The following is a 26,254-nucleotide window of genomic DNA, read 5'->3' as shown; positions in this document are numbered from 1 at the left end:
TGCCCGCGCCATGACTTCACCAGCCAGCAAGCCGTTGCAGCGCCGCCATATCGAAGCCCTCGTCGCTGTCGGCGACAGCCATTCCGTGCATCGCGCCGCGCGTGAGCTCGGCATGCCGCAGCCCGTGCTGTCGCGCCTGCTTGCCGAAGCGGAAAGCCTGCTGGGCGCCCGCCTGTTCGAGCGCTCCAGTCATGGCAGCCTGCCGACCGAGCAGGGCAAGGCGGTGCTGTCCCAGGCGAGATTCGTGCTGCGCGCGATCGAGCGCCTGAACGACGCCACCGCCGAGTCGCTGCGGCGGCCGATTCAGCTCGGCTGCATTCCGCGCGCAATGCATACCCTGATGCCCGGACTGCTCGCCCGGCTCTATCCGGCGGTGCCGGCCGATGCGTCGGCGCAGGCCGCCGGCACGCCTTACCAATTCCGCGTGGTCGAGGGCAGCTCGAAGATGTTGTTCGACCAGATAGCGGCGGGCAGCCTGGATTTCGCCATCCTGCGCAGCATCGCGCGCGACGGCGAGGAGGGCGATGACCTGGTGGTGGAGCGCCTGTACCAGGAGCGCACGGTGATCATCTGCGCGGCCGGCCATCCCACCATTCCGGCGGGCCCGATTGCCCTGTCTCGCCTGGCTGGCCAGGGCTGGGCTTTGCCCGAAGCCGAGACCAGCTCGCGGGCGACCTTCGATGCGTTCTGGAACGAGCACGGCCTGGCCAAGATCAGGCCGGTCATCGAAACGCGTTCCTTCGAGTCAAACCTGGCCCTGGTCGCAGGCACCAGCCTGGTTTCGATCGCGCCGGAATCCGTTGCGCGCAGCCATGTGGCGTTCGGGCTGCTGCGCATCGTCAAGCTGCGGCGGCCCCTTCCGGCGAACCCGGTGATGCTCGCCTTCAACCGCATGGCCAACGACGATCCCTTGCTCAGCGGCTTTCGCCAGATGATTCACCAGACCGCGCGCTCGCGCGAATGATGCCGGCTGGCTGCGGCCCGGCGAGACGTCACCAACCGAAGGGGCGCCGACACGCAGGATCACCGGTTCGCGCGGGGGGCGGTCGGGCGCCGGCTTGCGCAGGATCGCGCCGGCGTGCGCGGTCAAGTCGGCCGCCGTGGCGGCGTGGCGGTGGAGAAAACCGTCTCCGCGGACTTGCCGGGGCGCCAGGCGGCGCCCCGGCCATCAGCTATGCCGTGCGGCTCGCCGCCAGCACCGCCGGCACCGCCATCTGCGCCAGCATGCGCAAGGTGGCGATCTCGCTGCCGGTCCATGCATTGCGCGCGGCGAGGAAATTGAAGGTGCCGACACACTGCCCGTGCTCGCAGACCGGGACATTCACCACGGCGGAGAGGCCCAGCCCGCGGATGACCGCGATGTCGTCGAACACGGCGGCCAGCGCGGTGTCGCCTTCGCCCACGAAGACCTGGCCCTGGTGCAGCACCCGGATGGTCCATGGCGTATCGGCCTTGTATTTGCGGCCGCCGACCGGATAGGCGCCGGTGTCAGAAGACCAGAGCCGCTCGATCTCCGCGCTCGCGCGCCGCCAGGCGTTGATGGTGAGCAGGCCGGGGCCGAGCAGCGCGGCGGTGGCGCTGCCGAGCGCGTCGAAGGCGGCCGCGGGCGCGGGGGCGCGAGCCAGCGCATCGCATAGCGTAGCGAGCAGGTCGGCAGGCAGCGTCACGCAGGCTGCTGCATCGGGGTTGTATCCGTTCACGGTATCACTCTCCCTTGATGCCCAGTTCGCGGATCAGTTTGCCGTAGCGGTCCGCATCGCGATGCAGGATGGTGCCGAACTGCTGCGGCGTGGAGGTGGCGGTTTCCACGCCGATGGCGTTCATCTTCTCCTTCACCTCGGGCATCGACATGATCCGGTTGATTTCCTGGTTCAGGCGCGCCACCAGCGCAGGCGGCATGCCGGCGGGACCGAAGGCGCCGTACCAGACCGACAGCTCATAGCCGGGCACGGTTTCCGCCACGGTCGGCACATTGGGCAGCAGCGGCGAGCGCTTGCTCTCGGTGACGGCGATCAGGCGCAGCTTGCCGGCCTTCACGTGCGGCAGCGTCTGCGTGCCGGCGGAGAACAGCAGCTGGGTCTGCCCGGCCACCGTGTCGACCACCGCCGGCGCGCCGCCCTTGTACGGGACATGCAGCATCTGCACACCGGCCATCTTCTCGAACAGCACCGCGCTCAGGTGGTTGGTGGAGCCGGGGCCGGCGCTGGCATAGGCCAGCTTGCCGGGATTGGCGCGCGCATACGCGATCAGTTCCTTGACGTTGTGCGCCGGCACCGAGGGATGGATCACCATGGTGTTGGTGACGTAGGCCAGCAGGCCCAGCGGCGTGAAGTCCTCCACGCCGCGGAAGGGCATATTGGGCATCAGCGCGGGGTTCATCGCATGCGTGCTCATGGAGCCGACCAGCAGCGTGTAGCCGTCGGGTTTGGCGCGCGCCACCATGGCCGAGCCGATATTGCCCGAGGCGCCCGGCTTGTTGTCCACGATCACCGGCTGGCCCAGCGAGCGCGTCAGGTGCTCGGACAGCACGCGCGCCAGGATATCGGTGGAGCCGCCCGCGGCCCACGGCACGATCAGCGTGATGGGCTTGGCGGGATAGGCATCCGCCGCCGCGGCGCCGGTTGCGGCGCAGAACAGCGAGAAGGTGGCAAGGCCCAGCAGGCAGCGCTTGAGGACGGCTTTCATGTCTTTCTCTCTCCGATGGCGATGCGGGCCGCGCGGGGCGGTCCGCCTTTGATTCGATCTGGTTCGAACTGATTCGATGTGGCTGGTGTGGCTGGTGCAACGGATGCAACTGATGCAGCTGATGCAGTTGATGCAGCCGATGCATCTGGTGTCGCTGGTGCAGTAGTTGTGGCTGTGTTCCGGTGATGCCGTGCGACCGGGAACAACCCCGCTCACCGTCCCACCGCATACCCCTGCATCCCGCGCGCATTGGCGCCGGCGCGCAGGACCAGCCGTCCCTGCGCATCGCGCTCGCGCGTGCAGGCCGACATGCGGCCTTCCGACCAGGGCTCGCCCACCTTCACTTCGTGGCCGCGCGCGCGCAGCTCGGCAATGGTGTCGTCGGGCAGGCGCGACTCCACGCTCAGGCGGTTGAGCACCACCGAGCGCGGCCAGAAGGACCCGGGGAAATGATCGATATGCCAGGCCGGCGAGTCGATGGCTTCCTGCAGGTTCATGCCGTGCACGGCGTGGCGCAGGAAGAAGGCGACCGACCACTGGTCCTGCTGGTCGCCGCCCGGCGTGCCGAACACCATGTAGGGCTCGCCGTCGCGCAGCGCCAGCGAGGGCGACAGCGTGGTGCAGGGGCGCTTGCCGGGCGCCAGCGTGTTGGGCAGGCCCGGCTCGAGCCAGGTCATCTGCAGGCGCGTGTTGAGCGCGAAGCCGAGCGCCGGAATCACCGGGCTCGACGACAGCCAGCCGCCCGACGGCGTGGCCGCGACCATATTGCCGTGGCGGTCGATCACGTCGATATGGCAGGTATCGCCGACGAAGATCTCGCGCTCGGCCCATTCCGTCACGGGTGGCATTGCCGCGAAGGTGGGCTCGCCAACGCCAAAGCGCACGTCGGCGTCGCGCAGCGTGCGCTCGGCCGCGCCGAGATCGGGCAGGCGCGGCGCGGTGCCGTCGACCGTGCCGGGGCGGATGTCGGGCGAGGCCTGCTGGCCGATCAGCCGCGCGCGCGCCGCGAGATAGCCGGCGTCCAGCAGGCCGGGCAGGGGCGCAGCGCCGAAGCGCGGATCGCCATACCACGCCAGGCGGTCGGCCATGGCCAGCTTGGCGGCCTCGGCAATGCGGTGCACGAATTCCGGCGAGGTGGGGGCATGCGCCGCCAGGTCCGCGTGGCGCAGCATGCCAAGTTGCTGCAGGAAGGCCGGGCCCTGGCTCCAGATGCCGCACTTGGCCACCGTGTAGCGGCCGAAATCCAGCGTGGCCGGCGCTTCCACCTCCGGCGTCCAGTCCGCCATGTCGTCAAGGCGCAGCAGGCCCTTGTGACGCTCGCCGGTGGTGTCGCGCACGGCCTGCGTGCGGCAGAACGCGTCGATTTCCCTGGCCACGAAGCCCCGGTACCAGCATGCCATGGCGGCGTCGATCTGCTGCTCGCGCGTGCCGCCGGCGGCCGCCGCCGTCTCCAGGATGCGCGTATAGGTGCGCGCCACGCCGGGCGTGGCATGCAGGCTGCCCGGGCGCGGCACGCGGCCGTCCGGCAGCCATACCTCGGCCGAGCTGTGCCATTCCTGCTGGAACAGCTCGCGCACCGCGAGGATGGCTTGCGAGATGCGCGGCACCAGCGGAAAGCCGTCGCGTGCATAGGCGATGGCCGGCGCCAGTACGTCGGCCAGCGGCCAGGTGCCGTAGTCGCGCAGCATGGTGAGCCAGGCACCGAAGGCGCCGGGCACGGTGGCGGGCAGCAGGCCGATGCCGGGCACCAGGTCCAGTCCCATGGCGCGCAGCGCGGCGGGATCGGCCAGTGCCGGGGCGGGGCCCTGCCCGCAGATCGAGCGCACCGCGCGTTCGCGTTCGCTCCACAGCAGGATGGGCACCTCGCCGCCGGGTCCGTTGAGATGAGGCTCCACCACCTGCAGCACGAAGCCGCCCGCCACGGCCGCATCGAAGGCGTTGCCGCCGCGCTCGAGCACACTCATGGCGGTCTGCGACGCCAGCCAGTGGGTGGACGAGGCGACGCCGAAGGTACCGACGATTTCCGGGCGGGTGGTGAACATGGGGGCTCCGAGACGAGGTGGCGAAGGGGGTGATACCCGGCAAGTATAGAAGTCCCGGATAACCAATTGCAGCCGATTAATTATTGTTGTATGAAAGATTGGTTATATATGGAGGACCCGCCATGCCGACCGCCGCCGACCAGCTCCAGCACAACCTGATCTCGCGCCTGCGCCTCAAGCATCTCGCGCTGCTGCTGGCGCTGGACCGGCAGCGCTCGGTTTCGCGCGTGGCGGCGGAGATGGATCTGTCCCAGCCCGCCGTGACCAAGGCGCTGCGCGAGATCGAGGAGATCTTCATGGTGCCGCTGTTCGTGCGTTCGCGGCGCGGCCTGGAGCCCACCGATACCGGCGCGGCGGTGCTGGCGCACGCGCGGCTGGCGATGGCGGACACCGAGGCGCTGGGGCGCGAGCTGGCCGTGATCGGCGCCGGCCTGCACGGGCGGCTGCGCATTGGCGTGATTCCCTATGTGGCGCCGGTGGTGCTCGACGCGGCCTGCTCGCATGGCCTGCAGCAGCAGCCGCGCGCGGCAGTGCTGGTACGCGAAGGCACCACGGACGAACTGGTGGCGGCGCTGCGCGCGCACGAGCTGGACTGCGTGATCGCGCGCTCCTTCTACGCGCCCGGCGACGATATCGTGCAGGCGCCGCTGTACCGGGAGGAGCCGGCGCTGGTGGTGCCGGTGGCGGCCGCGGCGCGCCTGGCGCGCGGCAAGCTGGACTGGCAGCGCCTGGCTGCGCTGGACTGGATCCTGCCGCCCGGGCACACGCCGATCCGGCGAACCATCAATACGCTGTTCGCGACCGCCGGCGCGGTGCCGCCCACGCCGATGGTGGAGACCTATTCGATCAAGACTATTGCCACGCTGCTGCGCACCCAGCCGCGTGCCATCACCATCGTGCCGCGTGCCGTCGCGGCCGAACTGGCGGCCACCGGCAGCGCTGCGGTGCTGCCGCACAACCTGACCTGGGACCTGCCCGCGGTGGGCGCGATGTGGCTGCGCCGCAGCGGGCAGAGCGAGCCGCTGCTGGCGCTGGTGCGTGCGCTCCAACTGGCCGTCCCGGCAAGGGGATAGGCCGCGGGCCGCGGACGGAAAAACGGCGCCGGGATCAACCGGCGCCGCGTGCGCAGCGGGAGAAGCCTGCGGCGCGCTTCAGGCCTTGGCGCCTTCGGTGAAGACATCGACCTTGCCGCTGCGGGCGCCTTCGGTGTACGGGTCGAAGCTGCGTGCCGGCGCGGCCGAGACGCCGCTGCGGTCCAGGCCGGCGATGCGGGCGCCTTCGGTGAACGGATCGAGCTTGCCGCTGCGGGCGCCATCGGTGAAGGCGTCGTGCGTGCGGAAATCGTAGCCGTACTTGTCGCCGGCTTGGAGATCGCGGGCGGAAGCGGCGTGGGCGTTGCCGGTGGCGGCGAAGGCGGCGAACGACAGCACGAGGGTGGAAGCGAGCTTGAGGGCGAAGGTCTTGGTCATGATGGGCTCCAGTATCTGAAAATTCGTTGAATTTCGTTGATTGTTCGTTTGCATCTGCCAGGACGCTGCCGCAGTGTTTTTGCTTGTTTGCGTGCTGTCCATGTCACGAACTATAGGGGAGTCATCCAGGCCTAAGAGCGCACTTATCAGGATTTATTGTTCAGAATTTTTGAATATGGGTTTTCAGGGGATACGGCATCAACGAGCGGCATCAACGACTGGCATCAACGACTGGCATCAACGGCCGGCATCGTCACGGCCCGCCGCGTCCTTTTCCTTGCCAAGGCGCGGCGGATAGAGCGGGTGCCGCAGCGCCGCGTAGACCAGCACGGCGGTGGCAATGGCGGTGATCCAGTCGATCAGGTCCATCATGGCGTTCCCCGGCGGGCGCCGGCTGCGCGCGGGGCTGGACGGGCCAGGCCGAGCAGCGCGTGGCTGCCGTCCTGCGCGGCGGTCGGCTCTCGCCCCTTGCCCCAGCCAACTGCCGCGCGATAGCTGCCGGCGTGGTGCGGCGGCGCCGCCGCGGTGTGGTCCGCCGGCTGGCATGCATCCGCCAGGGGCGCCACATAGAGCGCATCCTCGGGGCAGTACAGCTCGCACATGAAGCAGGTCTGGCAGTCATGCTGCCGCGCGATCGACGGTACGTTGCCGGGGACGATGGCGAAGACATTGGTGGGGCACACGCGCACGCAGATATTGCAGCCAGTGCAGCGCGCGCTGTTCAGCAGTTCGATCATGCCGCGGCTCTCCACCCGGACTCCGTCCCGCCACCGGGCTCGTCGCGCACGGCTTCGCGCGTGGTCCACACCGCGTCCAGGCCGCCGCTGACCAGGCGATAGCGCTGGCTCGCATCGAGCCCGGGATGATCGGTGCGCCGGTGCATGCCGCGCGTCTCCGTGCGAGCCAGCGCGCTGCGGTACATCCAGCGCGCGGTGGCCAGCATGGCGGTGGCTTCGCGCGTGCGCAGCGCCCGTTCGCCGTCGCGTTGCGGCGCGCGCTGGCCCCACTGATGCCAGAGCGCATCGAGCCGCGTGAGCGAATCGGCCAGGGTCTCGCCGTGGCGGAACCAGTTGCGCGCATAGGGAAAGACCTCGGCCTGCACGGCGGCGACCAGTACCTGCGGATCGGGGCCGGGAGCGGGCCCGGCGGGCAGGACCTGTGCGCCGTCGCCGGCGCCGGCACCGCGCAAGGGTTCGCCCGCAGCCGCGGGCGCGTCTTGCGCGAACGCAGCCGCACCTTGGCCGGCCCACCAGCCGGACGACATTGCCCATGCCGCGTTGTGGCTACCGCCGCCGGTGAAGCCGCCGCAGATCAGTTCGCGCGTGGCGGCGTCGCCGGCGGCGTAGAGGCCGGGCACGCTGGTGGCGCATTGCGCGTCGGCAATGCGCAGGCCACCGGTGCCGCGCACCGTGCCTTCCAGCCTCAGCGTGACCGGGAAGCGCTGGGTAAAGGGATCGATGCCGAGCCGGTCGAACGGCAGGAAGAAGTTCGGCTGCGCGCTGCGCATCCACGCCCGCACCTTGGCGTCGGCGCGGTCGAGCCGTGCGTGCACGGCCTGCGTCTGCAAGGCGCGCGCGATCACGCCGCGCCCATGCGCCGAGCCCGCGCCTTCGAGTTCCTGGCCCTGCGCGTCGTAGAAGGTGGCCCACTGGTAGAACAGCGATTTGGTCACCGAGGAGAAGGCGGGCCCGAGCCCGTACGCGTTGGAGAATTCCATGCCCGACAATTCGGCGCCGGCTTCCACGGCCATCAGGTGGCCTTCGCCGGTCAGCACGTTGCACCCCAGCGCGCGGCTGAGGAACGCGCAGCCACCGGTGGCGATCACCACCGCGCCGGCGTGCACGCGCCATTGCGCGGCCTGCCCCTCGCGTGGCTGCCGGTGCAGGCCGCGCGCGCCGCGCACCCTGCCGCCGGCGTCGACCAGCAGTTCCAGCGCGGGGCTATGGTCCAGGAGGCGGCCGCCCGCCGCCTTGACGCGCTTGCGCATCAGGCGCATGTACTCGGGCCCCTGCAGCGAATTGCGCCGGCTTTGCCCGTTCTCGTCGCGCGGGAAGGGATAGCCCCATTCGGCAAGGCGTTCCAGTCCGGTCCAGGTGCGGTCCAGCACGCGGTCCATCCACGCCGGCTCCGCCAGCTCGCCGCCCAGCGTGTAGCGGCTGGCCCTGGCCGCCGCACGCGCCGCGGGTTCGGGCGCGACATGCCAGATCGCCGTGCCGGCCGCGGCGGTGGCGCCCGATGCGCCGCAGTATCCCTTGTCGGCCAGCACCACGCGCGCGCCGCGTTCGGCCGCGGCAATCGCTGCCCAGGTGCCGGCGGGCCCACCGCCGATCACCAGGACATCGGCTTCGAGCGAATGGATATCGGCGCGCTGTTCGCGCTCTCTGGATGGCATGCGACGGTTCCTCCGGATCGTGGTGTACCGGAGGACAGTAGCCACGGCGCGCCGCGCGCACAACGAAGGATTGGTGAGAACCTTATGCGGTTGTCGCGGGAGGCAGGTCCGCCGCGACGGTCAGTCATCCCGCGTCAACACCTCCAGCAGCTCGATCTCGAACACCAGGTTCGAATTCGGCCTGATATGTTCGCCCACCTGCCGCTCGCCGTAGGCGAGGTGCGCCGGGACGAACAGCCTGCGCCTGCCGCCGGTCTTCATGCCCATCAGCCCGATGTCCCAGCCCTTGATGACGCGGCCGGTGCCGATCACGCACTGGAACGGCTTGCCGCGGTCGTGCGAGGAATCGAACTTGGTGCCGTCTTCGAGGTAGCCGGTGTACTGGGTGGTGATCAGGGCGCCCTTGACCACGGCCTTGCCGGTGCCGGCTTCGATGTCTTCGATCTTCAGTTCGGTGCTCATTGCGTTGTCTTGCCTTGTCTTGCCTTGTCGTGCCCTTTCGATGCGCCGGTGCGTGCGCTATGCGGCGAAGGCCGCTGCCGCGCCCAGCGTGGCGCGGAACGGCGGTTTCCACGAAAGGATGTGTTGCGTCATGAGGGGGCCGATACTACTACGTGTTCTCCGCCGGCTCGGGCGGCAAGCATTGCGAGCGCAACCTCAGGCCGGACCATATGCAGGCCATCTGCATGTGGTTCCTGCCGGACCCTGCGCTCGTACTGCGAAGCGAAGGCACGGCAGTACGCCGCGGCAGGCTACCCGGCGGATACCGGCGGATTGCTCTGGGCGAGCCGGGCGCCCTGCTCGCTCATGCCAGCAGCAATATCGTGCCGCAGCCGACCAATGCCGCCGTCCAGACCTTGTCCAGGTTGATCCAGCCGGTACGCAGGAAGGCCACGCCAACGCGGTCGTACACCAGCAGCGCCACGGTGCCGATGGCTAGCAGCATGGCCAGCGTATGCAGGCCCAGCGCCAGCAGCGCGGGCACCAGCGCGCCGCCCGTGGCGGTGGCGGCGCCGCACAGCGGCAGCATCACCGGCACCAGCATCAGTCCCGCGCCGTGCGCGCCCGCCATCAGGAACGACCACAGTGCCAGCCCGGCCATGCCGGCCTGCATGCCCACGCGCGGGTGCCGGCGGTGCCCGCGCAGCGCGTGCCACGCGGCCCAGCCGACCAGCACCGCGCCGCCGGCGCGCGCCAGCCAGGCCGGGTCCAGCAGGCTGCCCAGGGTCAGCGTGGCGGCCAGTACCAGCGCGACCGCCAGCGCATGGCCGAGCGCGATCGGCAGCAGCGCCAGCAGCACCACCTTGCGGCGCCCGCGATGGAGCCCGAGCGCGACCGCGAACAGCCAGCCCATGGCGGGATTGATGCCGTGGAACAGCCCTAGCGCGGCGACCGCGAGCCACGGCCACCAGAGCGGCCACAGCGCGGCCCATTGCGCGGCGAGATGCGTCTGCGGCGCGATGGCCGCACCGGTGAACATGGCGGCTCCGGGCCGTTATGGATAGCAGTACGAGTCCGACGAGCAGTCGCCGCCCTCCAGCCGCACCTGGTGCGGCCGGTGGCCCGCCGGCCAGCGCAGGAAGAAGCGCGGATCGAACGCGATGCCGCCGTCGGGCGCGGCATCGAGCTTGACCATCCAGCCGTCGATGCCTTCCGGGTAGAACTGCGCATCCACCGCGCCGTACAGCGAGTTGGTGAAATAGACGCGGCGGCCGTCGCGGCTGATCTCCACCATCTGCGGGCCGCCGTTGAGCGCGGCGCCACCGGCGCCCGGATGCGTGGCGCGCGAGACGATGCCGCCGATGCGCACGCGTCCGGTCTGCTTCGGCGCGAACGGGTCGGAGACGTCGTACTGCAGCAGGTCGCCGGTGCCCCAGCACGAGACGTAGAGGAAGCGGTCGTCCATTGACAGGTCGATGTCGCTCACCAGCGGCGGCACCGCCTTGAAGCCCTTGAGGATGGGCGGCAGCAGGTCGGGGTCGGCGGGCTCGGCCGGGATATCGATGATCTTGCGCACGGCCCATTTGTCGCCGTCGCGGTACCAGGTCCAGATCGACGAGGACAGGTCCTTGAGGCTGATCACGCAGTTGACGAAGCCGTAGGCCTTGGTGGGGTTGTGCGCGGGACGCAGCTCGAACACCAGCTGGTACTCCTCGCCAAAATCGATCTCCTGCAGATGCTTGCGCTTGTTGAGATCCCAGAAATGCAGGCGGCGCCCGTAGCGCGAGCCGAGCAGGATCTCGGGCACCAGGCCGTCTTCGATCATGTCCGGCGTGCCCCATTCGCTGGTGACCAGCGTGTCGTAGCCGAGATGCCACCAGCCGTCGTAGGCGAACTGCTGCGGGCCGCGCTCCACTTCCCATTGCCCGAGGGGGTCGAAACTCTGCTGGTCCAGCAGCATGATGCCGCCCGGCCCCTTGCCTTCGCCATTGCCGAGTGCCGTCAGGAAGATGCCGCCGGGGCCACAGTGCACTGTGTGCGGGCGCGAATAGCCGGTGCGCTCGGCCAGTTCGCCCGGCTCGATCACCTTGGCGATGGCGGGCCGCAGCGGATCGGGCCTGGTGTCGATGATGTACACGCGCGAGGAGCGCAGGCCAGGCACCACCAGGTAGCGCCGTTCCATATGCGGGTGCGGCGCGTTCGGGCAGAGGCAGGAGGAACAGGCGTTCCAGCCGAAGTGATGCAGTTCGTCGCCGGCATTCGGCATGGTCACCTGCCCGACGATGGTGGCGTAGGACGGCGAGGCCGGGTCCGTATCCACCACCGCGATGCCGTCGGGCTGGCTGCGCGTGGGATCGAACATCGCCACATAGGCGAGTGATTCGGGCGGCGCCTTCGCTGCGAGGCGGGGCGACGGGTAAAAGCTGGGGTCGGGCTTCCAGGTTGCCATGATGCGCCTCCTTGTGCCTATGCCGTATATCCCCGCCTGGCCCCGCATGCCGCGCGCGTGCGCTTGACCGGCTGGACAGGGGCGGGATTTGAACTATAGGACACATCGGGGCGCAACCCGAACGCGCCGGTCCAAAGCGAAGCGCTGCACCACAAGCTGTGCCATACGCCCGGCGGCAGTTTCGGCCTGCCACACACGGAGGTGCATGCCATCCGCGCGTGCCCGGCAAAGCCGCGACCCGGCAACGCTTGCAGGACCCGTTCGACGGTTTGCGGCCGCGGTAGCCGCGCGCCGCTACGCGACCATGCCACTACGCCACGGTCACGCGGGCCGGTCCGCCGGTGGTCTCGCCGATCACGGCGGCGTGCTGGAAGCCCTCGTCGCGGAAGAGCGCAAGAACGTCGTCCACCGTGGCCGGATCGCACGCGACCAGCAAGCCGCCGCTGGTCTGCGGATCGGTGAGCAGGGCCTTCTGCGCGGCGCCGATCTGCGGCAGCAGTGTCACCTCGCCGCCGTAGCTGGCCCAGTTGCGCCCCGATGCGCCGGTGATCACGCCGTCCGCGGCCAGCGCGGCCACCCCGGGCAGCAGCGGGATCCGCTCCATCGCCAGGCGCGCGCCCACGCCGCTGCCGCGGCAGACTTCCAGCAGATGCCCGAGCAGGCCGAAGCCCGTCACGTCGGTGAGCGCATGCACGCCCGCCATGCCGGCCAGCAGGCGGCCCGGGGTATTGAGTCGCGTGGTGCTGGCGATCAATTCGCGGTAGCCGTGCGCATCCAGTCTTTCCTTCTTGATGGCGGCCGACATGATGCCCACGCCGAGCGGTTTGCCGAGCACAAGCACATCGCCGGGCCGCGCGCCGCAATTGCGCTTGACGTGGTCGGGATGCACCAGGCCCATCACGACCAGGCCGTAGATCGGCTCGACCGCATCGATGGTATGGCCACCCGCAATGGGGATGCCCGCCTGCGCGCAGATCGATTCGCCGCCGGCCAGGATGGTGCCGATGACCTCGGGCGGCAGCTTGTCCACCGGCATGCCGACCAGCGCCAGCGCCATGATCGGCGTGCCGCCCATGGCGTAGACATCCGAGATGGCGTTGGCCGCGGCAATGCGGCCGAAGTCGTAGGGGTCGTCCACCACGGGCATGAAGAAATCCGTGGTGGCGATCAGCGCCTGGGTGTCGTTGAGCTTGTAGACGGCGGCGTCGTCGCTGGTCTCTATGCCCACCATCAGGGCGGGCGGGGCCGGCAAGCCCCGCGCGTTCTTCAGGATCTCGGAGAGAACGGCGGGCGCGATCTTGCAGCCGCACCCGCCGCCGTGGGAAAAGGCCGTCAGCTTGATCGCCGTGCTGGCCGGCCGTTTGGGCATCGTCTCTTGCGTCATGAGTCTCCCTATGCAATCCGTCGTGAAGCGATGCGGTAGCCGAACGCAGCGGGATCGACGCTGTCCAGCGTGCCGGCGACGCTCTCGCCGTTCGGGTACATCAGGAACGGAACCGGGGCCTCCTTGCTGCCAGGCAGCGCCACGTCATGGCCGTGGTTGTAGGCCACCCAGTTCATTTCCCACGCGCCGAACAGCATCGCGCGCGCCGAGCGCACCTTCCAGTGCGTCATCGGCAGCCCGCCGGGCGCCTCCTCGAGCGCGACCTTGCGCACATCGGCGGGGTCTACCGGCACCCAGCCGTAGCCGGCGTTGTAGAACTCGGCCCGGCAATGCTGCGCCTTGGAGATGTCGCCGGCCTTGCCCATGGCCTTGAAGCCGTAGGCGGAGGTGTCCACGCGCACGCCGTAGGCATCGCGCGCCGGTATGCCGGAGGCGCGCGCCAGCGCCACGAACAGGCCGTTGATGTCCGCGCACTTGCCGTTCATGATGCCGCCGGTGCGCAGCATGGCCTGCACGTCGCCCACGCCGCAGCCGCGCACGCTGGCTTCGCGGCAGGTGTGGTCGATCACCCATTCGTAGAGCGCGCGGGCGCGCGTCATGTCGTCCGGCGCGCCGGCCGTGATCTGCAGCGCGGTGGCCTTGACGATGCCGTCGGTGGGCAGCAGCCGCGTGGGCCGGAGGTATTCGCGCAGGGTGGCGGCCGATTCGCGCGGCGCGCGCGCCGAAGGCGGCTGGCCAAGGTCGGTCTTGCGGTCGCGCAGGGCCACCACATTGGTCAGCGTGGCATGCAGCGGCTTGCCCTCGACGGCGTCCGGGCCGGGCCAGCGCAGCGCCAGCATGCGCGCGTCGTAGCCGGGCGCGAGGGTATCCCGGGCCATGGCGCCAGGGGCACTCCAGGTGGTGGACAAGGTTCGCTGGTAGTCATCGATGCGCGCGGCGGTCATCGGCACCCACACGCTGGCCGGCGCCGCGGCCGCGGGCAGCGTGACCTCGGTGGTCACTTCATAGATGCGCCAGCCTTCGGCCGCGGGCAGCGCCTCGGCGCCTTGCGCGCCGGCGCGGGCCAGGCCGGCTGTGCTCGCAAGGACGGGCGCGGCCGCGCCCGCTTTCAGGAAAGAACGACGGTCCATTTGCACTCCTCCCACTCAAAGCCAGGGCAATGCGCGGCAATATGCCTGCCCAATGCATAGTAGGCCGGCGCGGCACAAGCGGGGAGCACAACATGATGCGCACGCATGCTGCGGCACAGCAAATGAAAAGCGGGCGAGGAGTAGGGAGAGGAGTAAGCAGAATAGTAAGAGTAAGCATAGGCCAGCTCGGCCTAAGCCGTGCACGCCGCTGTTTCGGTGGGCGGAGGAGTTCGCCGCTAAATCCGAAGTTCCACCAGCGAATGTCTCTTCCTGGCCCGGCAAGCGACCTCCACCAGTCGTGAGCCGGTCGGCTCTTACCACAAGCGAGCTGAGCGATTCCAGGAGCGGCCCAGCGCCAAATGGATGCGCCAAGGCAACGCAGAACTGCCAACTCCACGCATCGCTAGCGAGCCCCCAAACTTCACGTTCAGGGAGAGCATGCAGATTGTCGATGCTCCTGACGTGATTGTCGAAGGACTGTTCCTTGGCCGAGAGCGGACCTCCGCTGGCAACTGCCAATTGTCCGTCCTGCCTGCATGGGTCGCTACTCGGCTGCCTTTGCCCTCCGCGCCCGGGGCGCACCCATGCGGCAGTTTCCCGACCTGGCGCAAGCTGTCGGCAAGGCCGACAGGTTTCATTCGCCGAGGGTGGGGACGTTCCCCTCCTGCACCAGGATTCGGGGCGAATTCATCTCGCCGGTTTCCTCGTCCACCAATACCTCATAGGCCGCGACGCCGGCGAAGCTTGATGCCATGGCGTTGGCAATACGGATAGCGCTGACCTCGCTCGATGCCTGGCGGATCTCACCAGGCAGGAGTGCGTCGCTCTTGCCCTTGCGGTACGGCACGATGATGTACTTGACGGCGAGAGTATCGGGCATGGCGGCAACTCCGGGCGGAGGTGGGTGCCGCGGAATGCAGCCCCTGACCTGTATGAATATACAGTGTATGGGTCATCCGAGGCCGTGGGGGTATAGTTGAGTTTACTGTATGGATATACAGTGATCCCGGTGCGGCCTCATTCTCTCCGACCTGACGCGCCGGATGAGATCCCGGCTGGAAATTGGTGGGGGCACCTTCCGATAGAGCGGGGGGTTCTAGCGCCGCCCGCCGCAGTTGTGAGTCATCCAATCTCGACGATCTGCATGGGGAAGGCAAAAAAACACGCCTCCCTTTCAAGTCTTCGCTTGTCGATATGCCCGCAAAAACCCGGAAACCTTATGGCGGAAAGCAGCAGGAGTCGAACCTACCTGGGAACGGCTAACGCCCCCAACCGGGTTTGAAGCCCGGCCGCATCACCGGATACGCATGCCTTCCTCGCAGCTGGCAACACCCGACGGCTGCCATTCACTGTCGGGGCGCAGCACGCGCGCGTTTCCGACGCGACGAGTGTATCCGACGCGATCGAAGAACTCCAGAACCTGGATGGCGCGCTTGCGGCCCAGGGCGGTGGCGTCGCGGAAGCGGATCGCGTCCACGCTGCCGTGCTGCGCGACCAGGGCCGCCAGCAGCGCGGCCAGTTCGCGCACCTGCGTGTTGTCGTAGAACAGGTCATGCACCACCTGGTGCACCGTGCCCTGGCGCGCCATCCTGCGCAACAGGCCGCGGATGCGTTCCTCGGGCACGTTCAGCGCGGTGCCAAGCTCGCGCACCCACGGCGGATCGTATCGGCCGGCCGCCAGCATCGGCACGACGCGCAGCGCCAGGGCGAGATCGTCCTCGGACAGCGTGGCCAGGTGCGATGGCAGCTGCAGCCAGGCGCCGTTGCGGCGCAGCTCGCCGCGCTCCAGCAGCGTGTCGAGCAGCGCCGCCCAGGCGGCATGCGGCAGCGCCGGCGCACCGGCAAAGGCCACGCGCCGCAGCGAGCCGGCATCGAGCCCCGGCTCGTCCGGCATGCGCGCATGGAATGCCGCCAGCGTGTCGAGCACGGTGCGCTGCAGCGCCTGCCAGTGCGCGGCGAGGATGACGCAGGCATCGGCATGGCCGGGCGCGGGCACGACCAGCGCGTCGTCCGGCAGCCGCCAGCCGGCCGGGCCGCTGCCGCTCAGGCAGGCCAGCCGCGCCGCGGCGATGCCGTGCGTGGCCTGCATCAGCAGGGGGGCGAGGCCGGCGCCTTCGGTCATCTGCTGCAGCGCCTGCAGCCAGGCGATGCGCCGGTCGGTGCGGCGCCGGCGCTCGGGCGCGAAGGGGTCGAGCACGCGGCCGCCGCCAACGGTCAGGGTCGCCTGCGCATTGCGCACGATGAAGCGGTCGCCGGGCAGGGCGCATACCGGGGCGCCGAACACCAGCTGGGCCAGCGCCGTGCCCCCGGGCTCCAGGGCCTCGGTGCTGAGCAGCACGATGTTGGCCAGCTGGTGCAGGGTGCCGAGGTGAACGTGTAGCGGGGTCCAGTGCGTCAGGCGAAGCTCTGCCTGGGGCAGCAAGGTGAGCGAGACATCGATGCGGGCCGAGGGCGCGACCAGCGCCGGATCCGCTACCCAGTCGCCGCGGCTGACCGCTTCCTTGTCGATGCCGGCCAGGTTCAGCGCGCAGCGCTGTCCGGCAAGGCCGGTGTCGGCCGGGCGCTGCTGCGCATGGATGCCGCGCACGCGCACCGGCTTGCCCGAGGGCGCCAGGCGCATCGTGTCGCCGGCATGGACCCGGCCGCCGAGGACCGTGCCGGTGACGACCGTGCCGTGGCCCGGCAAGGTGAAGACGCGGTCCACCGCCAGCCGGAACAGGCCGTCGGTGCCGCGCGGCGGCAATTGCTGCGCGATCTCGTGCAGATAGGCGCGCAGGGCCGATACGCCGGCATCGTCGGCGCGCGTGGCGTCGAGCGCGAACACCGGCGCCTGCGCGAATGGCGTGCCGGCCAGCAGTGCCTCGATCTCGCGGCGCACCTCGGCCTGGCGCGCCTGGCCGACGCGGTCGGCTTTGGTCAGCGCCACCGCGGCGCGCGCGATGCCAAGCCGCTCGACGATGGCCGCGTGCTCGCGCGTTTGCGGCATCACGCCGTCGTCGGCGGCGATCACCAGCAGCGCCAGGTCGATGCCGCTGGCGCCGGCCGCCATGGTGTGGATCAGCCGTTCGTGCCCGGGCACGTCGACATAGCCGAGCACGTCGCCGTTGGGCAGCGGCGTGTAGGCGTAGCCCAGCGCGATGGAAATGCCGCGCTCCTTCTCTTCCTTGAGGCGGTCGGTGTCGACACCGGTCAGTGCACGCACCAGCGTGGTCTTGCCGTGGTCGATGTGTCCGGCGGTGCCGACGATCATAGGCGCAGCGCCTGCCACTGGGCGGTGAAGGCGGGCTCGTCGGCTTGCTCGAGGCAACGCAGGTCCAGCCACAGGGCCTGCCCGGCGATACGGCCGATGACTGGCCGGGGCAGTTCGCGCAGCGCGGCTTCGAGCCGCTGTAGCTGCCGTCCCGCGCCGGCGCGCCGCCCGCCCGCCGCGGTTGCGACGGGCGCGATGGCCAGGCCGTGGCTGGGCAACTGGCTGCCGGGCTGCGCGCCGCTGCCGACCTGGCTGAACATCGGCGCGTCCGAGACCAGGAACGCGTCGCCCAGCGCCGGCTGCAGCAGCGGGCACAGGCGCAGCGCCTGCGCGTGCAGGCTGGGCGCGCTGCGCGTGAGCAGGCGCAGGGTGGGCAGGCTGTCGGCCAGCAGTTCCGGCGCGCGGTAGAGCCGCAGCACCGGCTCGAGCGCGGCCAGCGTGAGCTTGCCCACGCGCAGCGCGCGCTTGAGCGGGTTCTTCTTGATCCTGCGGATCAGGTCGGCGCGCCCGACGATCAGGCCCGCCTGCGGTCCGCCGAGCAGCTTGTCGCCGCTGAAGGTCACCAGGCTGGCGCCGGCTTCGATGGTCTCGCGTACCGTGGTCTCGGCCGGCAAGCCCCAGCGGGTCAGGTCGACCAGGGTGCCGCTGCCGAGGTCCACCACCACCGGCAGGCCGTGCGGGGCGGCCAGCGCTGCCACCTCGGCTACCGCCACGCTGCGGGTAAAGCCGGTCACCTGGTAGTTGCTGCAATGGACTTTCATCAGCAGCGCGGTGCGCGGGCCGATGGCATCGGCGTAGTCGTGCGGGTGCGTGCGGTTGGTGGTGCCGACTTCGACCAGGCGCGCGCCGGCGCGCTGCATGATGTCCGGGATGCGGAAGGCGCCGCCGATCTCGACCAGTTCGCCGCGCGACACCACCACCTCGCGGCGCTGCGCCAGTGCGTTGAGCATCAGCAGCACGGCCGCGGCGTTGTTGTTGACCACCGTCGCGGCTTCGGCGCCGGTCAGCTCGCACAGCAGGTCTTCGATGAGGTCGTCGCGGTCGCCGCGCGCGCCGGTGGCCAGGTCGAACTCCAGGTTGGCGGGCGCGGTCAGCGCGCGCGCTACCGCCTGCACGGCGCTGTCGGGCAGCAGGGCGCGGCCGAGGTTGGTATGCAGCACGGTGCCGGTGAGGTTGAACACGGCGCGCAGGCGCGGCTCGCCGGCGCGGGCCAGTGCCGCGGCCAGGGCGTCGGCCAGGGCCCCGGGGGCCACGGCGTCCATGGCGAGCCTGCCGGCGATGGCCTGCGCGCGGTGGCCGTCGAGCAGCCTGCGCAGCGCGGCCGTGACCTGGGTGCGGCCGTGGCTGGCCAGCAAGGTCTGCAGTTCGGGGCCGCCGAGCAGGCGGTCGACCGAGGGGATGTCCGCCGGGCCGGCAAGGGCGGGCGCGCCGTCGTCCAGTGCGCTCAAGACTCCGCTCCCTGCCACAGCATGGGGTTGCCGCTGGCGCGCGCGTAGCCGGCTTCGCCCATCAACACGTCCAGCGCCAGCGTGGCGAGATCGTCCGCGACCGGTTCGACCTGCGCGTCCTTCTCCATGTAGCAGATCTTGCGGTAGGTCTGGCAGTGCTCGCAGGACTCGGCCTTGACGGCGTGCAGGCCGTCGTTCTTTTTGCCACCTTCGCCGCCTTCGCCAGCGCCACTGCTTTCGGCGACATGATAGGCGATGCCTTCGGTGGATTCGCAATGGCTGCACTTGATGCGCACCATATGCCATTCGGTGGCGCACAGCGCACAATGCAGGTAGCGCAGGCCCTGGTAGCGCCCGCCGATGCGCACGATGCTGGCAACGGGGAGCGTGCCGCAGACCGGGCAGACGGTGTGCACGTCGAGCGCCGGCACGTCGGCCTCGGCGAGCTGGCTGGCCTTGCAGGTCCAGCCGACCTGGAGCGCCGCCATCAGGAACGGCGCCATGGCGAGGTCCGCTTCCGCGTCGCGCCCGCTGAGCAGCGCCTGGGCCTGTACATCCAGCTCGAGCGGGGGCAGGGCCTCCAGCCGCGCCAGCGTCGCCATCACGGGTGCGGGCAGGCCGGGCGACTGGCGCAGCGTGCCGGCCAGCGCCGCCAGCGCGGCGTGCCATGCGTGCTGGCCCTGGCCGCCCGCGGCCGCCAGCGGCGGCATGCGGTGCTCGTGTGCCAGGGCGATGGCGTGCGTGTCGGGCGGCGGTACTTCCAGGGTGCGCGCGATGGCTTCCTGGGCATCGGCCACGATGGCCATCAGGCCAAGGTAGGCGCCGATCGGATTGCCTGCGGCCAGCTGGCGCAGGCGTTGCGCGCGCGCGCCGAAGGTGCCGGTGCGCTGCGGCAGGCGCAGGCGCGCCAGCGCGACGTGATCGAGCGCTTCGATTTCGTGGGGTTGGAGAATGCGCTGCACCATGGTTGTCCCGCGTCCGTGAAACCGCGTCCCCGAGGGGACGCCGGAAGCGCCGGCGGTGCGGGCGGCAGCATCCGGACGGCGCTACTTGTTGCCTTGCCTGAAGACTTCCCGGAACCACGCGCGATGGTGCTTCCAGGCCCAACCATAGGTCACCGTGCCGCGCGTCATGGCTGCGACCGATCCCTTGATCCACAACGCGGCATAGATGTGGACAATGATGCCGCAAATCAGCACGAAGGCGCAAATGGCGTGCACCACGGCGGAGAAGCGGATGATGCCGATCGGGAAGTACGCGGAGAAGTAGACCCGCCAGATCACGATGCCGGACAGCAGCAGCAACAGCATGCACAGCACCATGACGAAGAACAGCAGCTTCTGGCCGGCGTTGTAGCGTCCCACTTCGGGCAGGGCCTCCTCGCGGTTGTTGAGCACGTCGCGGATCTGCGAGAGCCAGACGCGGTCGTTGCGGTCGAGCATGTTGTGGTGCCAGAACCGCAGCGACAGCCACAGGAACGCCACGAACATCACGATGCCGATGAACGGGTGCAGGATGCGCGTCCACGTGCCGCCGCCAAACAGGTTGCTCATCCAGAACATGGACGGATGGAACATCGCCAGCCCGGACAGCGCCAGCAGGATGAACGTGATGGCGACGATCCAGTGGTTGGTGCGCTCGCCGGGGGTGTAGCGCACGATCAGGCCGGGCCTGTCTTCGGGTCTCATGGCGTTCCTCCTCAGCCGGGCAAGCCGCGCGAATCGTCCGGATCGCGCGGGTCGCGCCCGGCGCGCTCGCGCTCGCGGGCCAGTTCGGCCTGCGCGGCGGCCTCGTCCTCTGGCAGCGTCTCGTTGGGGCCCACGCGGATGTAGTGGAAGAAGCCCGCCAGCGCGGTGACGGCGATGCCGGCCACCGCCAGCGGCTTGGCCAGGCCCTTCCACAGGCCCACCAGCGGGCTGATGCGCGGCTCGTCGGGCAGGCCGTGGTAGAGCGATGGCTGGTCGGCGTGATGCAGCACGTACATCACGTGCGTGCCGCCCACGCCGGCCGGATCGTACAGGCCGGCCTTGTCGAAGCCGCGCGACTTCAGGTCGACGATGCGTTCTTCCGCATGCTGCTTCATGTCTTCCTTGGTGCCGAACACGATGGCGCCGGTCGGGCAGGTCTTCACGCAGGCGGGCTCCTGTCCCACGCCGACCCGGTCCGAGCACAGCGTGCACTTGTACGCCTTGCGGTCGTGCTTGGAGATGCGCGGGATATTGAACGGGCAGCCGGTGATGCAGTAGCCGCAGCCGATGCAGTTCTCCTCATTGAAATCGACGATGCCGTTGGTGTACTGCACGATGGCGCCCGGCGCCGGGCAGGCCTTGAGGCAGCCGGGGTCGTCGCAGTGCATGCAGCCGTCCTTGCGGATCAGCCATTCGAGGTTGCCGTTGGGGTTCTCGTACTCGGAGAAGCGCATCACGGTCCACGACTGGTCGCTGAGGTCGGCCGGGTTGTCGTACACGCCCACGTTGTGTCCGACTTCGTCGCGCAGGTCGTTCCATTCCATGCACGCGGCCTGGCAGGCCTTGCAGCCGATGCACTTGGTGGTGTCGATCAGCTTGGCCACGGAGCCGGTGACCGGCACGCGCGCCTGCGTGGATGGCGTGGTGGTAGCCGAGCGCCGGCGGATATCGAGTGATTGCAGTGCCATGGCATGCTCCTCCCTAGGCCTTCTCGACCTTCACGAGGAAGGATTTGAACTCGGGCGTCTGCGAATTGCCGTCGCCCACCACCGGTGTCAGCGTGTTGGTGATGAAGCCCGGCTTGGCCAGTCCGGTGAAGCCCCAGTGAATCGGGATGCCGACCGTGTGCAGTGTCTTGCCGTCCACCTTGAGCGGCCTGATGCGCTTGGTCACCACCGCCACGGCCTTGATGAAGCCGCGGTTGGACGACACCTTGACCCGGTCGCCCGCGCTGATGCCGATCTCCTTGGCCAGCGCCTCGCCGATCTCCACGAATTGCTCGGGCTGGAGGATGGCGTTGATGCGGGCGTGCTTGGTCCAGCCGTGGAAATGCTCGGTGAGCCGGTACGTGGTGGCGATATGCGGGAACTGCGCCACCTTGCCCATTGCCTCCAGGTCGCCCTTGAAGACGCGCGCGGCCGGGTTGCTGGTGGCCTGCGGCTGCTTGTCGTTGAGCGGGTTGTAGCCCAGCGGCGTCTCGAACGGCTCGTAGTGCTCAGGGAACGGCCCCTCGGCCATGCCGGCGCGGGCGAAGAAGCGCGCCACGCCCTCGGGGTTCATGATGAAGGGGCTCATGCCGCCCGCCGGGTCTTCGTCCGCCTTGAAGTCCGGCACGTCGGCGCCGCCCCAGCTCTTGCCGTTCCAGGCGACCAGCCGACGCGCCGGATTGAACGGCTTGCCGCTGAGGTCGCACGAGGCGCGGTTGTAGAGGATGCGCCGGTTGGCAGGCCACGCCCAGGCCCAGTTCAGGGTCTGGCCGATGCCGCTGGGGTCGGCGTTGTCGCGCCGCGCCATCTGGTTGCCGGCGGCAGTCCACGCGCCGCAGAAGATCCAGCAGCCGCTGGCGGTGCTGCCGTCGTCGCGCAGTTCCCCGAAGCCGGCCAGCTGCTCGTTGGCGCGCCGCGTGAACTTGGTGGGATCCTTTGGGTCCTGCAGGTCCGTCAGCGCGCGGCCCGAGTATTCCCTGGCCAGTTCTTCCGGGCTCGGGCTGGCCGGGTCGGCGTACTGCCAGGTCAGGTTGACGATGGGGTCGGGGTACTTGCCGCCATCGGCCTGGTACATCTTGCGCATGCGCAGGAACAGCCCGGACATGATCTCCAGGTCGCTGCGCGCTTCGCCCGGGGGCTCCGCGCCTTTCCAGTGCCATTGCAGCCAGCGCCCCGAATTGACCAGCGCGCCGTTTTCCTCGGCGAAGCAGGTGGTTGGCAGGCGAAACACCTCGGTCTGGATCTTGCCCGGATCGACGTCGTTGATCTCGCCGTGGTTGCGCCAGAACTCCGAAGTCTCGGTGGCCAGCGGATCCATGATCACCAGGAACTTCACCTTGCTCAGGCCCGCGATGAGCTTGGCCTTGTTGGGTGCGGCCACCACCGGGTTGAAGCCCTGGGCGATGTAGCCGTTCATCTTGCCCTGGTTCATCAGCTCCACCACCTGCAGCAGGTCATACGGCTTGTCGAGCTTGGGCAGGTAGTCGAAGGCCCATTGGTTGTCGGCGGTGGCGGCGTTGCCCCACCACGCCTTCATCAGGCTGACGTGGAACTTGGGGTAGTTCTGCCAGTAGCTGAGCTGGTTGGGGCGCAACGGCTTGAGCGCGCGCGCGGCGATGTACTTGTCGTAGTCCTGCTCGCCCTCGCTGGGCAGCGTCATGTAGCCGGGCAGCAGGTTCGACAGCAGCCCCAGGTCGGTCAGGCCCTGGATGTTGGAGTGCCCGCGCAGCGCGTTCATGCCACCGCCGGCGATGCCGATATTGCCCAGCAGCAGCTGCACCATGGCGCCGGTGCGGATGATCTGCGAGCCGATCGAGTGCTGCGTCCAGCCCAGCGCGTACAGGATGGTCATGGCGCGCGTGGGCGAGGCGGTGGAGGCCATCATCTCGCACACCGCCAGGAACTTGTCCTTGGGCGTGCCGCACACGCGCTCCACCATCTCGGGCGTATAGCGCGCGTAGTGCTGCTTGAGCATATTGAACACACAGCGCGGATGCGCCAGCGTGGGGTCGGTCTTGACGAAGCCGTCGTCGCCGCGCTCGTAGTCCCAGGTGGACTTGTCGTAGCTGCGCTCGCCGGCGTCGTAGCCGGAGAAGATGCCCTGGTCGAAGGCGAAGTCCTCCCGCACGATGAAGGAGAAGTCCGTGTAGTTCTTCACGTACTCGTGCTGGATCTTGTCGTTGGCCAGCAGGTAGGTGATCACGCCGCCGAGGAAGACGATGTCGCTGCCGGTGCGGATCGGCACGTACATGTCGGCCACCGAGGCCGAGCGCGTGAAGCGCGGATCGACCACGATCAGCCGGGCCTTGTTGTGCGCCTTGGCTTCGGTCACCCATTTGAAACCGCACGGGTGCGCCTCGGCCGCATTGCCGCCCATGATCAGGACCACGTCCGCGTTCTTGATGTCGACCCAATGGTTCGTCATCGCACCGCGGCCAAACGTCGGGGCAAGACCTGCCACCGTCGGGCCGTGTCAGACGCGCGCCTGATTGTCGAAGGCCAGAATCCCGAAGCTGCGGATCGTCTTCTGCGTGAGGTAGCCCACCTCGTTGCTGCTGGCGGATGCGGCCAGCATGCCGGTGGTCAGCCAGCGGTTGACCGTCTTGCCGTCCGCCGTCTTGTCGACGAAATTGGCATCGCGGTCTTCCTTCAGGAGCTTGGCGATGCGATCCAGCGCGTCGTCCCACGACATGCGCTGCCACTTGTCCGAGCCGGGCGCCCGGTACTCCGGGTATTTCAGCCGGCTGGGGCTGTGGATGAAGTCGATCAGGCCGGCGCCCTTGGGGCACAGCGTGCCGCGGTTGACCGGGTGGTCGGCGTCGCCTTCGATGTGGATCACGCTGGCGGTGGCGTTCTTGGCGCCGTCGCCCAGGCTGTACATCAGGATGCCGCAGGCCACGGAGCAGTACGGACAGGTGTTGCGGGTCTCGGTGGCGCGCGCCAGCTTGTAGGCCCGCACTTCCGCCAGCGCCTCGCCGGGGGAGAATCCCATCAGCGCCAGGCTGGAGCCTGCTAGGGATGCGCCGGTTATCTTGAGGAACTGGCGCCGGTTCATCGTTACCATGGCTACCCTCCTGGGCATGGCGACAGCGGTGGGGATTGTCTCGTCCAGTATAGGAAGCCAGATGCACAATGGCATGGCATTGCGGCTTTTTGAGGGATTTGCCGCGAGGGCGGCCTCCGCGGGGCGTTGCCGGTCGCACCGCCCTGGGCCGCTTGGGGCCGTGATGCCCCGGCCCAGGCGCCCGGAAGCCACTTCCGATCGACAACATCCCCGCGCGGGAACCGTGTCGACCAGGCTTCAACCGTGCTTCTACCTTGCTTCAACCTGCTTCAGCTTGTGCAGGACGGGTCACAACCATAAAAAAAGCCATTCCGAAGAATGGCTTTTTACACCCCGCGACATCCCGCACATCGTGACTCCAGCCCCGCGGACTCTGTGGCCTGCGTAGGCATTGCTGGAATCACACAGCGAAGACCGGCAACCAAATCGTTCCAGGCGGCAAAACCGCGCTTGGCCCAGTTCTCGGATTTATAGGTATTTGCTGCGACTTGGCACGCGACGAATCATACGTATTGCCTATAAGACATAGTATAGAGAATAGCCCCTATTTTCCGCCTCTGTTCCTGCGCTCGCGCAGGCCGGGACCGTGTACTGGTCGTGCGATTACCGCACAACGCTGGGGAGTCGGCGCGCGATGCGTCAGCGGTTGCGCAGCCGCTCGCGCAACTGCGCCTCGAGCTCGGCGATGCGCAGGTCCACGCGGGAGCGCTTGCGGATATAGCGGATGCACAGCGCAGTAAAGAGCACTGCGGTGAAGGTGCAGCACAGCGCTGCAAATTTGGTCAGTTCAGGGTGCATGGTGATTCTGCGTGCGGTCGGGCACGGTTTGCTGGCGCGCGATGATACCCGGGCGCGGGCGCCCGGCATGCGGCAGGCCAGTCCCGGCCGCATGGAAAATAACGTCAGCCGTGGTCCAGTCTGAAGGGATACCCAACGTCAGGGTGGTATGGCGCCCGCGGCGGCCTGCCGGCATGCCGTCGCCTTCCGCCAATCGTTCGCCTTCGGCAACGCCTGGTGCGCTAGCCCACGCTGCAATCGCGCGGACGCGGTTAGGCTCGAAAGGCCGCGTGCAGGTCTGACCCACTTGCGCGCGTTTTGCGCCTCGCCTATCCCCCGGTGGGCGGGGCGCCTTTCTGCGCCGGCGAGGGTGCGTCGACGTCTGCGGTCATCCCCCCTGCAGGCGCAAGCCCGGGTTCGCCTGCCCACCGCCCGAAGGCGCCTCCGCGCCGGCGCGGTACTGGTACGCTTCCCCCTTACGACGTCCCCCTTACGACTTCCCTTTTACGACTTCCCCTTTTGCTGCATGCGGCTGGCCTGGCCGCCGCATGCCATCCCAGGAGCTGCATTCGATGCTTGGCGCAATGGATTTCCTTTCCGTGGTCCGCCACGCCCCGCTGGTCTCGATCGACCTGATCGTCACCGACGCGCAGGGCCGCGCGCTGCTGGGGCGGCGGCGCAACCGCCCGGCGCGCGACACCTGGTTCGTGCCGGGCGGGCGCATCCGCAAGGACGAAAACCTGGATGCGGCATTCCGCCGCATCGTGGCGGACGAACTGGGCATCGCCGGCGTGGAGCGTGCCAGCGCCACCGCGCGCGGCGTGTTCGAGCACCTTTACCCGGACAACTTTGCCGGCGAGCCTGGCGTCACCACCCACTATGTCGTGCTGGCCTACGCCTGGACGATGCCTGCCGGGACGCAGGAGGCGAGGGAGGCTGCCGTGGGCACGCCGGGCCAGCACAGTGCATATCGCTGGATGAGCCCGGCGGAACTCCTCGGCCGCGACGATGTGCATGAAAACACCAAGGCTTACTTTCGCTGAGTGCCC

General features: G+C 69.0%; 23 protein-coding genes and 1 tRNA gene. 3 read left to right on the top strand and 21 right to left on the bottom strand.

Features of this window, described 5'->3' with window-relative positions; translation table 11 throughout:
* Positions 1–10: 10 nt before the first annotated feature.
* Complete coding sequence (locus tag AB4Z48_RS13510; protein ID WP_441614630.1) at positions 11–964, top strand: LysR family transcriptional regulator; 954 nt, start codon at positions 11–13, stop codon at positions 962–964.
* 208 nt (positions 965–1,172) lie between these two features.
* On the opposite strand, the gene AB4Z48_RS13505 is transcribed toward AB4Z48_RS13510, so the two are convergent.
* The 3 genes from AB4Z48_RS13505 to AB4Z48_RS13495 form a co-directional block, all read right to left on the bottom strand.
* Positions 1,173–1,700 (bottom strand): GAF domain-containing protein, encoded by a 528-nt coding sequence (locus AB4Z48_RS13505; protein WP_441614628.1) that lies wholly within the window; start codon positions 1,698–1,700, stop codon positions 1,173–1,175.
* Positions 1,701–1,704: 4 nt separating this feature from the next.
* Positions 1,705–2,685: a Bug family tripartite tricarboxylate transporter substrate binding protein gene (locus AB4Z48_RS13500; protein WP_441614626.1), complete on the bottom strand. Its 981-nt coding sequence runs from the start codon at positions 2,683–2,685 to the stop codon at positions 1,705–1,707.
* A 212-nt stretch (positions 2,686–2,897) separates the two neighbouring features.
* A complete protein-coding gene (locus tag AB4Z48_RS13495; RefSeq protein ID WP_441614624.1) occupies positions 2,898–4,727 on the bottom strand; it encodes a gamma-glutamyltransferase family protein in 1,830 nt (609 codons plus the stop codon).
* A gap of 122 nt (positions 4,728–4,849) precedes the next feature.
* On the opposite strand from AB4Z48_RS13495, the gene AB4Z48_RS13490 reads away from it, so the two are divergent.
* Complete coding sequence (locus AB4Z48_RS13490; protein ID WP_441614622.1) at positions 4,850–5,800, top strand: LysR family transcriptional regulator; 951 nt, start codon at positions 4,850–4,852, stop codon at positions 5,798–5,800.
* Between the two features lie 78 nt (positions 5,801–5,878).
* Here the strand turns inward: AB4Z48_RS13490 and AB4Z48_RS13485 are convergent, their stop codons facing one another.
* From AB4Z48_RS13485 to AB4Z48_RS13400, 18 genes are all read right to left on the bottom strand, one after another.
* The gene (locus tag AB4Z48_RS13485; RefSeq protein WP_441614620.1) at positions 5,879–6,196 is read right to left on the bottom strand and encodes a hypothetical protein; all 318 of its coding nucleotides are present in this window, start codon (positions 6,194–6,196) and stop codon (positions 5,879–5,881) included.
* A gap of 237 nt (positions 6,197–6,433) precedes the next feature.
* A complete protein-coding gene (locus AB4Z48_RS13480; RefSeq protein WP_441614618.1) occupies positions 6,434–6,568 on the bottom strand; it encodes a hypothetical protein in 135 nt (44 codons plus the stop codon).
* Positions 6,565–6,933 (bottom strand): 4Fe-4S binding protein, encoded by a 369-nt coding sequence (locus tag AB4Z48_RS13475; RefSeq protein ID WP_441614616.1) that lies wholly within the window; start codon positions 6,931–6,933, stop codon positions 6,565–6,567. Before AB4Z48_RS13475 ends, AB4Z48_RS13480 begins: the two co-directional genes overlap by 4 nt.
* Positions 6,930–8,588: an FAD-dependent oxidoreductase gene (locus tag AB4Z48_RS13470; RefSeq protein ID WP_441614614.1), complete on the bottom strand. Its 1,659-nt coding sequence runs from the start codon at positions 8,586–8,588 to the stop codon at positions 6,930–6,932. The genes AB4Z48_RS13475 and AB4Z48_RS13470 overlap by 4 nt, the downstream gene beginning before the upstream one ends.
* Positions 8,589–8,708: 120 nt before the next feature.
* On the bottom strand, positions 8,709–9,050 hold the full coding sequence (locus tag AB4Z48_RS13465) for an FKBP-type peptidyl-prolyl cis-trans isomerase (protein WP_441614612.1): 342 nt from the start codon (positions 9,048–9,050) through the stop codon (positions 8,709–8,711).
* Positions 9,051–9,393: 343 nt separating this feature from the next.
* On the bottom strand, positions 9,394–10,068 hold the full coding sequence (locus AB4Z48_RS13460; protein WP_441614610.1) for a hypothetical protein: 675 nt from the start codon (positions 10,066–10,068) through the stop codon (positions 9,394–9,396).
* A 15-nt stretch (positions 10,069–10,083) separates the two neighbouring features.
* A complete protein-coding gene (locus AB4Z48_RS13455) occupies positions 10,084–11,478 on the bottom strand; it encodes a selenium-binding protein SBP56-related protein (protein WP_441614608.1) in 1,395 nt (464 codons plus the stop codon).
* A 310-nt stretch (positions 11,479–11,788) separates the two neighbouring features.
* On the bottom strand, positions 11,789–12,862 hold the full coding sequence (gene selD, locus AB4Z48_RS13450) for a selenide, water dikinase SelD (protein WP_441614606.1): 1,074 nt from the start codon (positions 12,860–12,862) through the stop codon (positions 11,789–11,791).
* Between the two features lie 8 nt (positions 12,863–12,870).
* Complete coding sequence (locus AB4Z48_RS13445) at positions 12,871–13,992, bottom strand: transglutaminase-like domain-containing protein (RefSeq protein ID WP_441614604.1); 1,122 nt, start codon at positions 13,990–13,992, stop codon at positions 12,871–12,873.
* A 634-nt stretch (positions 13,993–14,626) separates the two neighbouring features.
* The gene (locus AB4Z48_RS13440) at positions 14,627–14,872 is read right to left on the bottom strand and encodes a hypothetical protein (protein WP_441614602.1); all 246 of its coding nucleotides are present in this window, start codon (positions 14,870–14,872) and stop codon (positions 14,627–14,629) included.
* A 340-nt stretch (positions 14,873–15,212) separates the two neighbouring features.
* Positions 15,213–15,308, bottom strand: a tRNA-Sec gene (locus AB4Z48_RS13435).
* Positions 15,287–17,242 (bottom strand): selenocysteine-specific translation elongation factor, encoded by a 1,956-nt coding sequence (gene selB, locus AB4Z48_RS13430; RefSeq protein ID WP_441614600.1) that lies wholly within the window; start codon positions 17,240–17,242, stop codon positions 15,287–15,289. The genes AB4Z48_RS13435 and selB overlap by 22 nt, the downstream gene beginning before the upstream one ends.
* On the bottom strand, positions 17,239–18,690 hold the full coding sequence (gene selA / locus AB4Z48_RS13425) for an L-seryl-tRNA(Sec) selenium transferase (protein ID WP_441614598.1): 1,452 nt from the start codon (positions 18,688–18,690) through the stop codon (positions 17,239–17,241). The genes selB and selA overlap by 4 nt, the downstream gene beginning before the upstream one ends.
* The gene (fdhE, locus tag AB4Z48_RS13420; protein ID WP_441614596.1) at positions 18,687–19,655 is read right to left on the bottom strand and encodes a formate dehydrogenase accessory protein FdhE; all 969 of its coding nucleotides are present in this window, start codon (positions 19,653–19,655) and stop codon (positions 18,687–18,689) included. Before fdhE ends, selA begins: the two co-directional genes overlap by 4 nt.
* 81 nt (positions 19,656–19,736) lie before the next feature.
* The gene (locus AB4Z48_RS13415; protein ID WP_441614594.1) at positions 19,737–20,378 is read right to left on the bottom strand and encodes a formate dehydrogenase subunit gamma; all 642 of its coding nucleotides are present in this window, start codon (positions 20,376–20,378) and stop codon (positions 19,737–19,739) included.
* Between the two features lie 11 nt (positions 20,379–20,389).
* Complete coding sequence (fdxH, locus tag AB4Z48_RS13410; RefSeq protein WP_441614592.1) at positions 20,390–21,346, bottom strand: formate dehydrogenase subunit beta; 957 nt, start codon at positions 21,344–21,346, stop codon at positions 20,390–20,392.
* Positions 21,347–21,359: 13 nt separating this feature from the next.
* A complete protein-coding gene (gene fdnG / locus AB4Z48_RS13405; RefSeq protein WP_441614590.1) occupies positions 21,360–24,428 on the bottom strand; it encodes a formate dehydrogenase-N subunit alpha in 3,069 nt (1,022 codons plus the stop codon).
* Positions 24,429–25,067: 639 nt separating this feature from the next.
* Positions 25,068–25,226 (bottom strand): hypothetical protein, encoded by a 159-nt coding sequence (locus AB4Z48_RS13400; protein ID WP_441614588.1) that lies wholly within the window; start codon positions 25,224–25,226, stop codon positions 25,068–25,070.
* Positions 25,227–25,777: 551 nt separating this feature from the next.
* On the opposite strand from AB4Z48_RS13400, the gene AB4Z48_RS13395 reads away from it, so the two are divergent.
* Positions 25,778–26,248, top strand: a complete 471-nt coding sequence (locus AB4Z48_RS13395) for a GDP-mannose mannosyl hydrolase (protein WP_441614586.1) — start codon at positions 25,778–25,780, stop codon at positions 26,246–26,248.
* Positions 26,249–26,254 lie beyond the last annotated feature (6 nt).

The organism is Cupriavidus sp. 2TAF22, from assembly GCF_052115045.1.
In the GTDB taxonomy this organism is placed as follows: Bacteria; Pseudomonadota; Gammaproteobacteria; order Burkholderiales; family Burkholderiaceae; genus Cupriavidus.
Note: the sequence above shows the minus strand (reverse complement) of the source record. Positions and strands in the feature narration are given on the sequence as shown.

What these genes read in the sequence shown, in the direction of transcription:
- fdhE (WP_441614596.1), bottom strand. Translation starts at nt 19,655, where the DNA reads ATGGTGCAGCGCATTCTCCAACCCCACGAAATCGAAGCGCTCGATCAC.
- AB4Z48_RS13455 (WP_441614608.1), bottom strand. Translation starts at nt 11,478, where the DNA reads ATGGCAACCTGGAAGCCCGACCCCAGCTTTTACCCGTCGCCCCGCCTC.
- selD (WP_441614606.1), bottom strand. Translation starts at nt 12,862, where the DNA reads ATGACGCAAGAGACGATGCCCAAACGGCCGGCCAGCACGGCGATCAAG.
- fdxH (WP_441614592.1), bottom strand. Translation starts at nt 21,346, where the DNA reads ATGGCACTGCAATCACTCGATATCCGCCGGCGCTCGGCTACCACCACG.
- AB4Z48_RS13495 (WP_441614624.1), bottom strand. Translation starts at nt 4,727, where the DNA reads ATGTTCACCACCCGCCCGGAAATCGTCGGTACCTTCGGCGTCGCCTCG.
- AB4Z48_RS13510 (WP_441614630.1), top strand. Translation starts at nt 11, where the DNA reads ATGACTTCACCAGCCAGCAAGCCGTTGCAGCGCCGCCATATCGAAGCC.
- AB4Z48_RS13485 (WP_441614620.1), bottom strand. Translation starts at nt 6,196, where the DNA reads ATGACCAAGACCTTCGCCCTCAAGCTCGCTTCCACCCTCGTGCTGTCG.
- AB4Z48_RS13400 (WP_441614588.1), bottom strand. Translation starts at nt 25,226, where the DNA reads ATGCACCCTGAACTGACCAAATTTGCAGCGCTGTGCTGCACCTTCACC.
- AB4Z48_RS13395 (WP_441614586.1), top strand. Translation starts at nt 25,778, where the DNA reads ATGCTTGGCGCAATGGATTTCCTTTCCGTGGTCCGCCACGCCCCGCTG.
- AB4Z48_RS13500 (WP_441614626.1), bottom strand. Translation starts at nt 2,685, where the DNA reads ATGAAAGCCGTCCTCAAGCGCTGCCTGCTGGGCCTTGCCACCTTCTCG.
- AB4Z48_RS13460 (WP_441614610.1), bottom strand. Translation starts at nt 10,068, where the DNA reads ATGTTCACCGGTGCGGCCATCGCGCCGCAGACGCATCTCGCCGCGCAA.
- AB4Z48_RS13470 (WP_441614614.1), bottom strand. Translation starts at nt 8,588, where the DNA reads ATGCCATCCAGAGAGCGCGAACAGCGCGCCGATATCCATTCGCTCGAA.
- AB4Z48_RS13475 (WP_441614616.1), bottom strand. Translation starts at nt 6,933, where the DNA reads ATGATCGAACTGCTGAACAGCGCGCGCTGCACTGGCTGCAATATCTGC.
- AB4Z48_RS13480 (WP_441614618.1), bottom strand. Translation starts at nt 6,568, where the DNA reads ATGATGGACCTGATCGACTGGATCACCGCCATTGCCACCGCCGTGCTG.
- AB4Z48_RS13440 (WP_441614602.1), bottom strand. Translation starts at nt 14,872, where the DNA reads ATGCCCGATACTCTCGCCGTCAAGTACATCATCGTGCCGTACCGCAAG.
- AB4Z48_RS13465 (WP_441614612.1), bottom strand. Translation starts at nt 9,050, where the DNA reads ATGAGCACCGAACTGAAGATCGAAGACATCGAAGCCGGCACCGGCAAG.
- selB (WP_441614600.1), bottom strand. Translation starts at nt 17,242, where the DNA reads ATGATCGTCGGCACCGCCGGACACATCGACCACGGCAAGACCACGCTG.
- AB4Z48_RS13490 (WP_441614622.1), top strand. Translation starts at nt 4,850, where the DNA reads ATGCCGACCGCCGCCGACCAGCTCCAGCACAACCTGATCTCGCGCCTG.
- AB4Z48_RS13445 (WP_441614604.1), bottom strand. Translation starts at nt 13,992, where the DNA reads ATGGACCGTCGTTCTTTCCTGAAAGCGGGCGCGGCCGCGCCCGTCCTT.
- AB4Z48_RS13415 (WP_441614594.1), bottom strand. Translation starts at nt 20,378, where the DNA reads ATGAGACCCGAAGACAGGCCCGGCCTGATCGTGCGCTACACCCCCGGC.